Below are 15006 nucleotides of genomic sequence, written 5' to 3'. Positions count from 1 at the left end.
GCGTCATTAGAGCCCCAGCTCGAGGATCCGAATCCCCGAGCGCTGGTGGTGTGTGGGGACCGTCGAGAACATGAAAGAGACGACTCGTGCAGACGTGTCCCTGATCTCGTAGTCAGAAGGCGGCTCGCTCGGAGTGTGACCACCGTGAAGAGTCATCAAGACATACTCGGCAGTCAAAGATATTGAGCCTTGGCTAGTGCCGGCCAGCACGATAGAACCTGTGTCTTCCGCTTCCGGGCGTTCAATTGCGTCACGGAGTGTGACGGCAGGGAAACGCAGCAAAGAAGACTCTTCGGCGATGGTTCCGCTATCGGAGAGCACCAGGCGCGCTGATTTCTGAAGGGCCAGGTAGTCGTGGAAACCGAACGGCTTGTGGAAGACAAGACGGTCGAATGAGGCATTCAGTGCTTCCAGGCGCTTACGGGTCCGAGGATGTGTCGAAACCAGGACGGGGAGGTCGTACTTAGCGCCCAGGTCGTTCAGACCGCGAAGTATCGATTCGAGGCGCCCCGGGTGGTCCACATTCTCTTCCCGGTGAAGACTCACGAGGAAGTACCCGTCTCGAGCGATGCCTTCATCTTCCAAAACTGTGCTCGCGGCTACTCCTTCGGCGTTCTGGAGCAGTACTTCCTTCATGGGCGAACCGGTTAGACGAATACGCGAGGGGTGGATGCCTTCAGCCAGGAGATTCCGTCGGGCGTGTTCGGTATAGACGAGGTTGTAGTCGGCCACGTGGTCGACCAACCTGCGGTTAGTCTCTTCAGGCACGTTCTCGTCGAACGAACGGTTGCCGGCCTCCATGTGGAAGACCGGGATCTTCATGCGCTTGGCGATGACGGCCGAGATGCTGCTGTTCGTATCCCCGAGGATGAGCATGGCATCGGGCTTCTCGGACAGAAGCACCTGCTCGGTCTTGATCAGGATCGATCCCAGGACGGCGCCGAGGCTGCTCGTGTCAGCCTCGAGGAAATGATCGGGTCGGCGGAGTCCGAGGTCTTCGAAGAACACCTCGTTCAACTCGTAGTCGTAGTTCTGACCCGTGTGGACCAGAACGTGGTCCACATGCTCGTCGAGTCGTTTTATGACGGCGGAGAGGCGAATGATCTCCGGTCGCGTACCGACGATCGTCAGCACCTTGAGCCGGGGGGCGGTGGTGGTCATACTGTCTCCGAAATGGTGTCGGGGGCTGCCGGGTCGAAGATCTCATTCGACCAGAACATCGTGAAGAGGGGTGCGTCACCGGTGTTGGTGATCGCGTGGGCCCAGAAGGTCGGCATATCGACTGAGCAAGGTGCATCGCCGCTCACGCTGACCGTGACGACCTGATCGGAGAAGAGGCGTCTCAGGGTGATGTCGGCCTTGCCCGCCACCACCGTGAAGCGTTCCATCTTGCGGCGATGGTAGTGCTGCCCGCGTGTGACTCCTGGCACGGTCGTCGAGAACGACGTCTGCCCGGATCCTCCGTGGGATCGAATGACCTCGGTGAAGCTCCCACGAGCATCGGTGTTCTGCTTCAGGGGTATCGAGTGGGCTGCCTCGAATGCGAACGAGCGGTACGTGTTGAACAGGTCTCGTTCGAAGTCCGTCGAGAGAAGAGGGACATCGCCTCTCGAATAGTCGGCAGCGAACGTGGACAACGTAGACAGAAGGCCAGTCACGGTTGACGTGGTCGCGATGGACGCGAGGTCTTCAGTGCTTATCGTCCCGATCAACGCCTCCGCGGCATGCTGTGCGTGCAGCAGGCTCAGCTCACGGTCGACATCGACCGAAGGCCGGTCCCCGCGACTCAGGAGATGGCAGAACGTGGCCGTGACCGAGTTGTAGAACGGGCGGCCGTGCTCACCGAACAGGTTGGGCAGATGCACATCGACGAACTGAGCGCCGACCGCTTCCGCCGCCTCGTGGACGATCCGTGCGGCTTCCTCCTTCGCTCGACCGTACGTGGACCCGTTTCCGACCTGAGTGGAGTTGGCGAAGGCGACCGAGGCAGGTGGCACGTCGGCCTCCCGCAATGCGTGCGCGGCCTGCTGGGCAAAGACGATGTTGCCGGCTTCGACCTCGTCGTCCGTACCCCGGTTCACCCCCGCAAGGAGGACGAGGCGGTCGCTGTCCGAGACGGCGTCTGCGGCAGCGCTGGCGTCGAAACGGTCGCCCACGGCGAACGAACGCACGTCCGTCTCGCCGAGGAAGTGCAGAAAGGCGCGGGTGTGCCAGCCCAAGAAGCCGCCGGCCCCCGTCATCGTGATTCTCATGCCGTGCGCTCGGATGATCGGATGCCCGCCAGGGCCAGCTCGGAACGGACCTCGGGCAGCGCCAGGAGCATCTGCTCGACCTCGGTGATCGTCATCCGATCGACCGTGTGCGAGTCGTAGTCGGTGTATTCCACCTGCTCGGGGTCGCCTTCTTCGAAGAACGCGCTGTAATTGAGATCGCGCTTGTCGGCCGTGATGCGGAAGTAGTCGCCCATGTCTTCGGCCCGCGCCAGCTCTTCACGGTTGGCCAGAGCCTCCGACACCTTCTCCGCGTGGCGGGTGCCGATGACGGTCACGCGCTGCTTGCTCTCGAAGATGTTGATGATGGCCTGCGCCAGGTCGCCCATCGTGCAGGCCTCGGCCTTGCGGATGAAGAGATCGCCCTGTCGCGCATTGCGGAACGCGTGTTCGACGAGATCGACCGACGACGGCAACGACATCATGAACCGTGTCATCGAGGGATCCGTGACCGTGAGGTCCTTACCGGCCTTGAGCTGCGAGATGAACAGCGGGATCACGGATCCGCGCGAGTACATGACGTTTCCGTACCGGACGCACGAGACCGTGGTGACGGCGTTGGGGTTGTTCAGCCCGTGCGACTGAGCGACCTTCTCCATCATCGCCTTGCTCATGCCCATCGCGTTCACGGGATACACGGCTTTATCGGTGCTGAGACAGACCAGCGATTCGACGCCGGCGGCCTCGCTGGCCCGAACGACGTTCTCGCTGCCGAGCACGTTGGTCTTCACCGCTTCGATCGGGAAGAACTCGCACGACGGCACCTGCTTCAGCGCCGCGGCGTGGAACACGTAGTCGACGTCGCGAGCGGCCCGCTCGACGCTCAAGTAGTCGCGGACGTCTCCGACGTAGAACCGGACGCGAGCATCACCGAGGTCGTGTCGCATCTGGTCCTGTTTGGCCTCGTCCCGGCTGAGCACTCGGATCTCTCCGGCCCCCTGGCTGAGCAGCTTCTGCGTCACCGTGCGCCCGAAAGAACCGGTGCCGCCCGTGATGAGGATGCGCTTGTCTGCGTACGAATCTAGGGTGGGGGTGCTCATGAGCGGTCCTTGTCGGCTTTCGAGGGGTGCGATGAGGTTGTCATCGCTTGAAGAATGGTGGCAGCGGCTCGCCGAGCTGAAAAATTGGCCTCGTAGTACTCGCGGCCTGACCGCCCGTGCTGGCGAAGGTCGCTCGTCGAGAGTCGGACCAGCGACAACAGGGCGGCTTCGAGTTCTCCGCTGTCGCCGGGGGTAACGACGAGACCCGCACCGGAGGCTCGGATGACGTTCGCGCCGTCCCCTCTGATCACTCCGAGTACGACGGCTCCCGAAGCGAGCAGTGAGGGGATCTTGCTGGGCGTCGTATGCGCCAGGAAGTCCGAACTGGCCAGCGACACGAGGTGCGCGTGCGCTTGACGCATGAGGGCCGGCACGCGGCTCTTGTCCACGCGGCCCATGAACTCGATGCGTTGCTCCCTGTCGATGCGACTTGCGAGATCTCTCAGTCGCTCCAGGGCGATCCCGTCCCCGACCACGATGAAGCGCAGAGAGACGTCGGACGGCAGCGATGCCACGGCCTCGACCACGTTCTCGAGGCCTTGGACATCGCCCACGGCACCCGAGTACATGAGCACGAAAGGGTCGCTCTCATGGCGTTCGGGCACTTCTTCGAAGCGGAACAGGGATTCGTCCGTCGGATTCGGAACGTAGACGATGTCGTCCGGAGCGATGGCCGGGTTGCGAGACTGGATCAGCTCCGTCACGCTCGGCGAGATGACGCCGATCCGCCGGGCCAGGCGTTCCATGATCGAGACGACCTTGGAGACCCCCGCCAGAGCCACCCGGCCGAGACGACCGTCGGGGAACATGCCGCTGTGCACGAGGGAATCCGGCCACAGGTCCTGAACGTGCAAGAAGTAGGGCTTGCGTCCGCCTCGGGTGTGGACGACGAGCGGAAGCGCGACGGTCGCCGGCGAGTTGTAGACCCAGACGACGTCGCATCCCCGCAGAGCCCCGACCCCCAAGACCGTTGCGGACACTGCGAAGCTCAGGTAGTTGAGCACACGACCACGGGCGGATGAATCGTGGCTGGCATAGAGCGGAACTCGCGTGACGGTCACCCCATCGATCCGGCTCGTCATCCGCAGGCGTTGACGATGACCCGGGTAGATCCGCCCGGAAGGGTAGTTCGGGAATCCGGTCAGTACTCGGACCTCGTGCCCAGCCGCTACGAACTCGCGGGCCAGTACGCCGGGTATGGCGGCCGGTCCGGGTTCCGGGTCGTACCACTGCGACAGGATCCCGATCCTCATGCGGCCTCGTTCTTGAGGACCTCGAGCACATGGGGCGTGGCCCTGAGTCCGACCTGCGCCGCCCATCCATCCACTTGACCCTGGCCGAACCACATGAGCTCGACTCGCCGGATGGCGCCAGTGAGGCGGCCGCCGAGAAGACGCGAGAGCAGCCGGGCGGAACGGACGGCCAGACGGCAGAACGTCCGCGGCAACCGCAGGGGACGTCGTCCTCCCGCGGCTTCGAGCACGCTGGTCACTGTCAGTCCCTCCCATGGCTGCAACACGACACCCGGCACCTCTCCGTCGAATTCAGCCACTGCGATGACGAAGTCGGCAAGCGCCGACACGCTCGTCACGGGCGTGTGGGCATCGCCCGGTGCGGCCACGGAAGCCAAGGGCGAAGCGGCGAGGCGGCGGAGTCTCTGCGTCGTCGGTCGCCCGGCACCCTGAACGGATGTCGCACGGACGACGACGACGCTCGGCGATGGCGAGGACGCACCGATCGCAGGGGGTTCGAGCAGCAGCGCCTCACCCCACGACTTGCTCTGCGAGTAAGGGGAGAATGGCATCGTCCGCGTCGATTCGTCCAGCACGCCGACGGCACCTTGGACGGCTGCGGAGCTCAGGTGGACGAACCTCGTGACGCCGCTTCTCCGGGCGGCGGAGAGGAGGAGGAGAGGCAGCGCCGAGTTCGCTCCGACGAGGGCGGGCGTCATCTCGGAATCCGGGGTCGCGAGACCTGCAGCGTTGATGACCACTCGTGCCGACTCGAATACGGCCACGAGTGCGTCCTCGTCTGTGCCTCCTCGGCTGCCGGCATCTCGAGCGGATGCGAGAGTCGAGTCGATGACCGCGAGTCGAGGGGCCGCCAGCTCGACGACGTCGATGCCCTGGGACCGTGCATGGGCTGCGATCTGGCTGCCGACGAAGCCACTGGCTCCGACGACGACCCACGTCGCCTTCTCTCGGGGATCAGACATGCTCGGAACGCTCCTTTCGATCGGTGATCCGGGTGCCCAGACGGGGCAGTGCGAGGTACGCCACAGCGACCACGACGAAGACGACCACGGCTGAGACCGTGCCCGATGTTCCCCGGAACGACAGAGTCCCCGCTGCGGCACACACAAGAGCGGCGAAGTTCACGAGAAGGGAAGTCGACACGTGGCCGAGTCGACGAGCCATCTGCTGGTACACATGCGTGTTATGAGCCTCGAACCAGCGCTCACCGCGGGCTACACGACGGACGAGCGTGCTCGACGTGTCGATCAAGTACGGGATCAGCGGGCCCAGTACGGCGACGAACGGGACACCCACGGCGACCGCTGCGACCGCTGCCACCGCGATCGTTCCGCCGAGCAGGTAGCTGCCTACATCACCGAGGAACATGCGCTGACCGAGGACGTTCCAGGGCAGGAAGGCGAGGAACGCGGCCGCGAGGCAGAAGCCCAGGCCGATCAGCCACGGTTGATCCGCCAAAGATCCCGTGACGACGAAGGAGGCTCCCGCTACTACACCGTGGAGGCCTGAGATCGTGTTGATCCCGTCCATGAAGTTCGCGACGTTCACATACCCTGCGATGGCGAGAGGGCCGGCGATGTAGAGCCATGCCGGGCCGTCTACGAGAGTCACGATGACAGTGCAGACGACTGCGGCGAGGATGACCTGGACGGCCGCCCTGCTCCGCGAGCTGAGGCTTCGGACGTCGTCCACGAGTCCGAGCGCAGCGAAGGCTGTGCTGGCGACGGCCACCACCACGAGCAGCCGGTCACTCACTCCGGAGGCGTCGGTGGCGAGGAACAACGTCCCGACGAGGATGGCGATGGCGGGGGCGACCCCTCCTCCGCGGAGGGTGGGACGAACATGAGACGACCGGGCCACTGGAACATCCATCACCGCGAAACGACGGAGCAGTGGTCGGATGACCAAGGGGAGCAGCGCCGACAGGGCCAGCGTGAGGAGGGCCGCAGCCCACAGACTGCCGGTCACCCGGAGCCCTCGGCTCGGATCGCCGTGTCCGTGCTCGCGTTCTCGATCGTGAGCTCGGCCGTCCACGGGCCGGTCTCGGCGTGCACGCCGATCAGCTGCGCCGGGTGCAGGGGAGGCACCGAGGTGTGCGAGATCTTCGGGTGCACAGGCCGGTTGTCGCTCTCGCCGTCGCCCACGAGCTCTTCATGCATCTTCTCGCCCTCGCGGAGGCCGGTGTAGACGATGCCGATGTCTCGACCCGACATGGCGATCATGCGCTCGGCGATGTCGAGGATGCGCACAGGCTCGCCCATGTCGAGGATTAGCACCTCGCTCGGCGCACCGATGCCACCCGCCTGCACCACGAGATGGCACGCCTCGGGGATGGTCATGAAGAAGCGCGTCACGTCGGGGTGGGTGATCGTCAACGGGCCACCCGCCTCGATCAACGACGTGAAGACGGGGAGCATCGACCCGCGGCTGCCCAGCACGTTGCCGAACCGCACGGAGAGATAGCGCGCACCCGTCTCATCGGCCGCCCAGGCGGTCAGTCGCTCGGCAAGGCGCTTCGAATGCCCGAGAACGCTGGTCGGATTCGCCGCCTTGTCGGTCGAGATGTTGACGAACGTCGTGACCCCGACCGCTTTGGCCGCATCGAGCACGTTCTGCGTGCCGAGCACGTTGGTCTTCCAAGCCTCGTCGGGGTACTGCTCGAGCATCGGCAGGTGCTTCAGCGCGGCGGCGTGGAAGACCACCTCGGGCCGACGCTCCGCGAAGATCGCTCGCAGCGCCTCCGGGTCGCGGATGTCGGCCAGCACGACCTCCTTCGTGTCGAGCAGGCCGTTGCCCGAGATCGACAGCTGCGACTGCTGCAGGCCCGTCTCGTCGCGGTCGAGCATGATCAGCTCGGCCGGGCCGAACTTGGCGATCTGACGGCACAGCTCGCTGCCGATCGAACCGCCGGCGCCGGTGACCAGCACGCGCTTGCCCGCGAGGTAGCCCGCGATCGACTCGACCTGCGTGTCGACGGGGTGACGACCGATGATGTCCTCGATGGCGATGTCGCGGACGTCGCCGAGGCGCGACTTGCCCTCGAGGATCTCGTCGAGCAGCGGCAGCACCATGACGCGCAGACCGGCCTCGGCGGCGAGGTCGGTGACCTCCTGCAGCAGGGACGCGTCGGCCTTGGCGATGCCGACGATGATCGCCTCGGCCCCGCTCCGCTGGACCGCTGCGACGAGGTCGTAGCGCGTGCCGAGAACGGGAACACCCTCGATCCTCAGACCGGCGCGAGTCCGATCGTCGTCGATCAGACCGACGGGGAGGTACGGCGAGGCCGGATCGGTCAGCATCCGCCGCACGAGGTGATTGGCCAGACGGCCCGCACCGAAGATCAGCGTGCGCTGCGCACTCTCTCCGGGGCGATGCTGACTCTCGACGTACAGACGGGCCATGTAACGCAAGGCGCCCATGAACACGAAGGCGACCGGCATGGCGATGAGGATCGTGCTCCGCGCCAGCGAGATGTCGGTGCCGATGATCAGCACGGGCAGACCGACGAGCACACCGGTGGAGAGGACCACGACCACGATCGCCCGCACCTCGGCGAAGCTGCCCGGGACGAAGCGGCGACGATAGAGCCCTGTGAGGAAGCCGAGGGCGGCGCTCACGAGCATGGTGACGACGGTGACGAAGAACACGGCGCGCCACGTGACGTCGACGTACGAGAAGTCGTAGCGCAGCGACACGGAGAAGAAGATCGCGACGGCCCAGGCGAGGGCATCGAGCACGACCTGGAGAGCCGTGCGGCGGAGGGGCGTGGAGAGGATGCGGTCGATCACCAGCTCACCCCGCCATCGGTCGAGACGACGACATCGTCCCCGGCCCAGAGCCACACGCTGCCCGAGGCGGCGGAGACAGCGACCGAACCCGGCTCGTCCGTGGTGGTCGTCGAGCACCCGACAGGCGTCATGACGTCATCGGCAGCGGACGAGGAGGTCGCGATCTGCGTGCCGTCGCAGCCGGCAACTCCAGTGGACGCGACGTAGAACGTCCCCGATGCCGCCGCGATGGCGACGGCACCCTCGACCGGTACACCCGCATCCCACGACGTCGCCGCATCGGCGGTCCGGTATACGGTGCGGTCGGAGCAGAGCACCGCGGCCTGGGTGTCACTCACGACGGCGAGATCGACGACCGATGCGCAGGGCGCGGGGTTCTCGCTGAACGGCGCATGAACGACCGCGCGGTCGCTGCGCGCCACGTACCACGAGGCGTCGAGTCGGTCGGGGTACTCGCCGAAGGCGGCGCCGGAGGTGAACGTCTGGGCGAAGGCCGTCTCGCAGGACGGACCGGCGGGGCCGACGACGAACACCGTCGCGGCTTCGCTGGCCTGCACGCGATCGACGCCGGCGAAGCCGACCGCCGTCGTGATGGCCGAGCTCGTCCAGTCGGTGCCGGCGGTGTCGGTCGTCTGCAGAGTCGCCGGGACGATCTCGGCGTCGGACGTGCAGGCACCGGCCTCGGCACGCCAGGCGGTCGTGCCGTCGACCGCGGAGATCATCCGATTGAGAGGGGCCGCCTCGGCCACGGGTGCCGGGGTGGCTGTCGCGGTCGGTGTCGTGGTCGGGGCGGTCGACGATGCAGCCGGCGCCGAGGGCGCCGACGTGTCGGCGTCGGCCGCGAGTCCGTCGGGCTCGCGGGTCAGCGCGAAGGCGACGAGCGCGAGGTCGACGACGACGAAGAGGCTGAGACCGACGATCGCGAGTCGACGACGGATGCGCGCGCGTTGGCCGCGCTTGCGGCGTGCATCGGTCATCAGGCGACACCTCCAGCTCGACGCAGCAGATCGGCGACGACGTCGGCGGCGGGCACGAGCTGCCTCCCTGACTCGGCGAACGTCTCGTCGGAGCGGCGGTAGGGGTCGACGACGTCGTCGTCGAGAGGGTCCTCGGGGGCCTCGACGGTTCCACGACGCGATGCGAGCAGCTCGACGACGGCTCGCAGCCGGTCGGCCTCGCTCGCGTCGTCGGCGAGGGTGGACAGCGCCGCGGCGATCTCGTCGTCGGTCACGTCGCGCGCCAGACGTGCCGCCTCGCGCAGGGTGAAGGTGTAGCGGCTCGCTCGGGGGTGCATCGCGACCACGGCGCGACGGTGCTCGCGTGCCAGCGCGATGACCAGGTCGGCATCACGCACGTCTCGTTCGAAGAGGAACCGCGCGCGGTGCTCGTCGGGCTCCAGCTCGAACGAGCGGGCCAGGGCGCGGGCCTGCTCGGGCATGACGTCGTCGTCGACGGCCATCGTGCCGGCGCTGGAGACCGACACCGAGGTGAGGTCGGCGAGCCCACGGGCGAGGTGCAGCTCGGCGAGCGGCGACCGGCAGATGTTGCCCGTGCAGACGGTCAGCAGCGAGAAACCGGGGGAGGGGGCGTCGGCCCCGTCGAATGACACTTGTGCTCTACCGGCCCATCCGCGTCTTGGTCTTGGGGGTGGCCGGCAGGTCGCCCACGCCGGCCTCGGGGGTGTCCTGCTCCATGCCGTAGTACGCGCCGTAGTTGCCGTAGCCGTAGGCGTCGGGGCCCTTGGTGGGCAGCATGGTCAGCACGATGCCGAGCACCCGGCTGCCGATGTGCTCGAGGTTGCGCAGGGCGGACTGCAGCTCGTTGCGGGTGGTGCGCCCGGCGGCTGAGACGACCAGGGCTCCGCCGGTCAGCTTGCTGAGGATGGCGGCGTCGGTGACGGGCAGCAGCGGCGGCGCGTCGATCAGCACGTAGTCGAACGAGGCCGAGAGCGACTCGAGCAGGGCGCTCATCGCCTTCGAGCCGAGCAGCTCGCTGGGGTTCGGGGGAACGCGGCCGGCCGGCAGCACGAACATCGTGCCGCGGCCCCAGGGCTGCAGGACGTCCTGCAGCTCGGCGCGCCCGATCAGCACGTCGGTCAGACCGACGACGCCCTCGAGCCCCAGGGTGTCGGCCAGGCGCGGCAGACGAAGGTCGCCGTCGACGACGGCGACGGTGGCGCCCGTCTCGGCCAGGGCCACCGCGAGGTTCGCCGTCGTGGTCGTCTTGCCCTCGCCGGGCAGCGACGACGTGACGACGAAGCAGCGGTTGCCCGACTCGACGTTGACGAACTGGAGGTTGGTGCGCAGGGTGCGGAACGACTCGGCGCGGGGGTTGCGCGGGTCTTTATGGACGATCAGGGGGTTCTTCTTCGCGCCCGGGTCGAAGCTGATGCCGCCGACGATGGCCGCGTCGGTGACGAGCTCGACGTCGTGCGAACCGTGGATGCGCGTGTCGAGCGTGCTGCGCAGCACGGCCGCGCCCACACCGAGCGCCAGGCCGATCAGCAGACCCAGGCCCAGGTTCAGTGCGGTGCGCGGGGTCGCGGGCGCGGAGGCGACCGACCCGGGGACGATCGTGGCGATCTTGACGAGGCTCGCGCCTCCGTCGGCCGGTGTCTCCAGGTCGTTGACCACGACCTCGTTCAGCGACGTGCCGACCGCGTTGGCGATGTCGGCGGCGCGCTGGGCGTCGGTGTCCGTCACGGTGATGTTGATCAGCACCGTGTTCAGCGGCGACTCCGCCGTGATCTGCGAGGCGAGACCCGCGGGCGTGGTGTCGAGCCCGAGGTCGGCGATGACCGGGGCGAGCACGGCGTCGCTCGAGACGACGTCGACATAAGAGCGCACCTTCTGCTGCGCGGCGCTGCTGCCCTGCACGGCGTCGATCGTGGTCGACGAGTCCTGCGACTGCACCGACACGAACAGTCGCGTCGACGAGACGTAGGTCGGTGTCGCCAGTACGGACGACAACGCGCCGGCGGCGATGCCCGCAAGGGTCAAGGCGGCGATGAAGACCCACCCTTTACGGAGAATGCGGATGTAGTCACGGAGTTCCACGTGGCTGGGGTCCTGTCCTGATCGAGAGCAGGCATCTCGTCGGACACCTGGGCGGCCGCCGTGTGGGCCGCGCCTCCCGGCACCCTGATTGCTCCCCACGGCATCACGCCGTGACCAATACTCACACATGCTGTGCCCTGCCTGTGATCACAGGCGCAGAAAGTTACTTCACAGTGACTTCAGCAGCGGCCTCTCGATCGTCGGGGTCGGGGTGTCGAGCAGCGGGTCGGCGAGCGACCAGGCGTCGTCGCCGACAGCTGTCGCCAACAGTGCCGGGTGCAGCGGAGGCACCGAGGCGTGCGAGATCTTCGGGTGCACGGGGCGGTCGTCGGTCTCGCCGTCGCCCACCAGCTCTTCGTGCAGCTTCTCGCCGTCACGCAGTCCCGTGTAGACGATCTCGACGTCACGACCCGACAACGCGATCATGCGCTGGGCGATGTCGAGGATGCGCACGGGCTCGCCCATGTCGAGGATGAGCACCTCGGCAGGCGACCCGATGCCGCCGGCCTGCACCACCAGGTTGCACGCCTCGGGGATGGTCATGAAGAACCGCGTCACATCGGGGTGGGTGATGGTGAGAGGGCCGCCCGCCTCGATGAGCGACGAGAAGACGGGCAGCATCGACCCGCGGCTGCCCAGCACGTTTCCGAACCGGACCGACAGGTAGCGGGCACCGGTCTCGTCGGCCGCCGAGGCGGTGAGGCGTTCGGCCAGGCGCTTCGAGCGGCCGAGGGCGCTGGTCGGGTTCGCCGCCTTGTCGGTCGAGATGTTGACGAACGTCGTCACGCCGACCGACCGACTCGCGTCGAGCACGTTGCGGGTGCCGAGCACGTTGGTCTTCCAGGCCTCGTCGGGGTACTGCTCGAGCATCGGCAGGTGCTTGAGGGCGGCGGCGTGGAAGACGACGTCGGGGCGACGGTCGGCGAAGATGCGGTGCAGGCTCGCGGCGTCGCGGATGTCGGCCAGCACGACCTCCTTCGTGTCGAGCAGGCCGTTGCCCGAGATGGACAGCTGGGCCTGCTGCAGCCCGGTCTCGTCGCGGTCGAGCATGATCAGCTCGGCCGGCGCGTAGCGGGCGATCTGCCGGCAGAGCTCGCTGCCGATCGAGCCGCCCGCCCCGGTGACGAGCACCCGGGAGCCCGACAGGTAGCCCGCGATCGACTCGACGTCGGTGTCGACCGGGTGGCGGCCGATGATGTCCTCGATGGCGATGTCCCGGACGTCACGGAGGCGCGACCGACCGTCGAGGACGTCGGCGAGGGGCGGCAGCACCAGCACCCGGAGGCCCGCGGTCGCCGCCAGATCGGTGACCTCCTGCAGCAGGGCGGCGTCGGCCCGGGCGATGCCGACGATGAGCGCCTCGGCGCCGGAGTCCGCCGCGGCCCGGACGAGATCGCTCCGCGTGCCGAGCACGCGGACGCCCTCGATGCGCAGACCCGCCCGCGTCGGATCGTCGTCGATGAGGCCGACGGGCACGTACGCCGAGTCGGGGTCGGTCAGCATACGGCGGACGAGGTGGTTCGCGAGTCGCCCGGCGCCGAAGATCAGGGTGCGCTGCGCGTCGTCGCGCGGTCGGCTGCGATGTTCGATCAGGAGGCGCGCGAGGTACCGCAGGGACCCCATCAGCACGAACGCCACGGGCGTGGCGATGACGGCGGTGCTGCGGGCCAGGTGGATCTCGGTGCCGACGAGCAGCACGGGGATGCCGACGACGAGACCCGTGAGGACGACGGTGCCCGCGACCGCACGGACCTCGAGCGCACTGCCCGACACGAAGCGCCGACGGTAGACGCCGGTGGCGAAGCCGGCGGCGGCGTGGACCAGCACGGCCACGGCGACGGCGACGGCGGTCGAACCCCAGGCGATCTGGTGCGCCGCGAAGTCGTAGCGCACGAGCACGGCGAAGACGAGCGCCGCGGCCCAGGCGCTGGCATCGGCCGCCATCAGCAGCGACGTGCGCCGGGCCGGCGACCGCATGAACCTGGCCGCTGCCGCGTCGGCGGCAGCGGGGGAGTCCCGTCGGGTCGGGCGGCGGCGGTCGTCGTTGCGTGATTCCACGGGAGTCCTCGTCTCGATCGGGGTCGGCGCCGGGCGCGGCATCGAGCGCCGGAGGGAGGCCGTGCCGTCAGCACCCTGATCGACCTCCTGCCACGACGCCGACTGCGATTCTCTCATATTCAACATGTGAAACATAAGGTGACATGCGAAGGGCGGTATTGGAAGGCGACGGGTGATCTTGCTGATGAGCGGCTGCGAAACGCGACCCGCGCCTCCTCGGCGTCCTAGCGTGTGATCACGGGCACGATCCCGTGCCCCGAGTGATCAAGGAGGATCACCATGGCAACGAATCACGCGGTCGCTTACAAGGGTCCGGGCCAGGTCGAGGTCATCGACGTCGACTACCCGACCTTCGAGCTGAAGGACGGGCCGGGCGTCAACCCGGCGAACATCGGTCGCAAGGTCAACCACGGGGCGATCCTCCGCACCGTGGCCACGAACATCTGCGGCTCCGACCAGCACATGGTGCGCGGCCGCACCACCGCCCCCACCGACCTCGTGCTCGGCCACGAGATCACGGGCGAGGTCGTCGAGGTCGGCCCCGACGTCGAGTTCATCAAGGTCGGCGACATCGTCTCCGTCCCGTTCAACATCGCGTGCGGCCGCTGTCGCAACTGCAAGGAGCGCAAGACGGGCATCTGCCTGAACGTCAACCCCGACCGCCCCGGCAGCGCCTACGGCTACGTCGACATGGGCGGCTGGGTGGGCGGCCAGGCCGAGTACGTGCTCGTGCCCTACGCCGACTGGAACCTGCTGAAGTTCCCCGACCGCGACCAGGCCCTCGAGAAGGTGCTCGACCTGGCGATGCTCTCCGACATCTTCCCGACCGGGTTCCACGGCGCCGTGACGGCCGGGGTCGAGGTCGGCTCGACCGTCTACGTCGCCGGTGCGGGCCCCGTCGGTCTCGCCGCCGCGACCAGTGCGCTGCTGCTCGGCGCGAGCGTCGTCATCGTCGGCGACATGAACGCCGACCGCCTCGCCCAGGCCCGGAGCTTCGGCTGCGAGACCGTCGACCTGACCAAGGGCGAGCCCGGCGAGCAGATCGATCAGATCCTCGGCGAGCCGCTGGTCGACTGCGCGATCGACGCCGTCGGCTTCGAGGCCAAGGGGCACGGCGGCGGTTCGGGCGAGGAGGCGCCGGCCACCGTGCTCAACTCGCTGATGGACATCACGGCGGCGGGCGGGGCCATGGGCATCCCCGGGCTGTACGTCACCGGCGACCCGGGCGGGATCGACGCGGCCGCGCAGAAGGGCTCGCTGTCGCTGAGCCTCGGCACGGGCTGGGCGAAGTCGCTCTCGTTCACCACGGGTCAGTGCCCGGTGATGAAGTACAACCGCGGTCTGATGATGGCGATCCTCCACGACCGCACGAGCATCGCCAAGAACGTCCACGCCGAGGCGATCAGCCTCACGGACGCCCCGCGCGGCTACGAGATGTTCGACAAGGGAGCGGCGACGAAGTACGTGCTGAACCCGAACGACTACATCAAGGCCTGACGAGGAGGCGCGGGTCGGCCCGAGAGGGTCGGCCCGCCGCCCCT

At 67.6% G+C, this 15006-nt stretch carries 12 protein-coding genes; 1 reads left to right on the top strand and 11 read right to left on the bottom strand.

The window, feature by feature from the left end; all coding sequences use genetic code 11:
- Positions 1–6: 6 nt before the first annotated feature.
- The 11 genes from wecB to ACZ6JE_RS06710 form a co-directional block, all read right to left on the bottom strand.
- Positions 7–1161 (bottom strand): non-hydrolyzing UDP-N-acetylglucosamine 2-epimerase, encoded by a 1155-nt coding sequence (gene wecB / locus ACZ6JE_RS06760; protein WP_464318523.1) that lies wholly within the window; start codon positions 1159–1161, stop codon positions 7–9.
- The gene (locus ACZ6JE_RS06755) at positions 1158–2252 is read right to left on the bottom strand and encodes a polysaccharide biosynthesis C-terminal domain-containing protein (protein WP_464318522.1); all 1095 of its coding nucleotides are present in this window, start codon (positions 2250–2252) and stop codon (positions 1158–1160) included. Before ACZ6JE_RS06755 ends, wecB begins: the two co-directional genes overlap by 4 nt.
- Positions 2249–3310 (bottom strand): polysaccharide biosynthesis protein, encoded by a 1062-nt coding sequence (locus ACZ6JE_RS06750; RefSeq protein ID WP_464318521.1) that lies wholly within the window; start codon positions 3308–3310, stop codon positions 2249–2251. The genes ACZ6JE_RS06755 and ACZ6JE_RS06750 overlap by 4 nt, the downstream gene beginning before the upstream one ends.
- Entirely contained in the window at positions 3307–4563 is a 1257-nt protein-coding gene (locus tag ACZ6JE_RS06745) for a glycosyltransferase family 4 protein (RefSeq protein ID WP_464318520.1), read from the bottom strand. Before ACZ6JE_RS06745 ends, ACZ6JE_RS06750 begins: the two co-directional genes overlap by 4 nt.
- Positions 4560–5525, bottom strand: coding sequence for an NAD-dependent epimerase/dehydratase family protein (locus ACZ6JE_RS06740; protein ID WP_464318519.1), 966 nt, complete (start codon positions 5523–5525; stop codon positions 4560–4562). Before ACZ6JE_RS06740 ends, ACZ6JE_RS06745 begins: the two co-directional genes overlap by 4 nt.
- Entirely contained in the window at positions 5518–6531 is a 1014-nt protein-coding gene (locus ACZ6JE_RS06735; RefSeq protein ID WP_464318518.1) for an MraY family glycosyltransferase, read from the bottom strand. Before ACZ6JE_RS06735 ends, ACZ6JE_RS06740 begins: the two co-directional genes overlap by 8 nt.
- Positions 6528–8351: a polysaccharide biosynthesis protein gene (locus tag ACZ6JE_RS06730; RefSeq protein WP_464318517.1), complete on the bottom strand. Its 1824-nt coding sequence runs from the start codon at positions 8349–8351 to the stop codon at positions 6528–6530. The genes ACZ6JE_RS06735 and ACZ6JE_RS06730 overlap by 4 nt, the downstream gene beginning before the upstream one ends.
- Positions 8348–9328 (bottom strand): hypothetical protein, encoded by a 981-nt coding sequence (locus ACZ6JE_RS06725; protein WP_464318516.1) that lies wholly within the window; start codon positions 9326–9328, stop codon positions 8348–8350. Before ACZ6JE_RS06725 ends, ACZ6JE_RS06730 begins: the two co-directional genes overlap by 4 nt.
- Positions 9328–9960, bottom strand: a complete 633-nt coding sequence (locus tag ACZ6JE_RS06720) for an arsenate reductase/protein-tyrosine-phosphatase family protein (RefSeq protein WP_464318515.1) — start codon at positions 9958–9960, stop codon at positions 9328–9330. The genes ACZ6JE_RS06725 and ACZ6JE_RS06720 overlap by 1 nt, the downstream gene beginning before the upstream one ends.
- 7 nt (positions 9961–9967) lie before the next feature.
- Complete coding sequence (locus ACZ6JE_RS06715) at positions 9968–11407, bottom strand: tyrosine-protein kinase domain-containing protein (RefSeq protein WP_464318514.1); 1440 nt, start codon at positions 11405–11407, stop codon at positions 9968–9970.
- Positions 11408–11575: 168 nt separating this feature from the next.
- Positions 11576–13582: a polysaccharide biosynthesis protein gene (locus tag ACZ6JE_RS06710; protein ID WP_464318513.1), complete on the bottom strand. Its 2007-nt coding sequence runs from the start codon at positions 13580–13582 to the stop codon at positions 11576–11578.
- Positions 13583–13744: 162 nt separating this feature from the next.
- Here ACZ6JE_RS06710 and fdhA point away from each other — a divergent pair, with 162 nt between their 5' ends.
- Positions 13745–14962 (top strand): formaldehyde dehydrogenase, glutathione-independent, encoded by a 1218-nt coding sequence (gene fdhA, locus ACZ6JE_RS06705; protein ID WP_192058253.1) that lies wholly within the window; start codon positions 13745–13747, stop codon positions 14960–14962.
- Positions 14963–15006 lie beyond the last annotated feature (44 nt).

This window comes from Frigoribacterium sp. AC759 (assembly GCF_979256015.1).
This window is presented reverse-complemented; position numbering and strand designations above follow the sequence as displayed.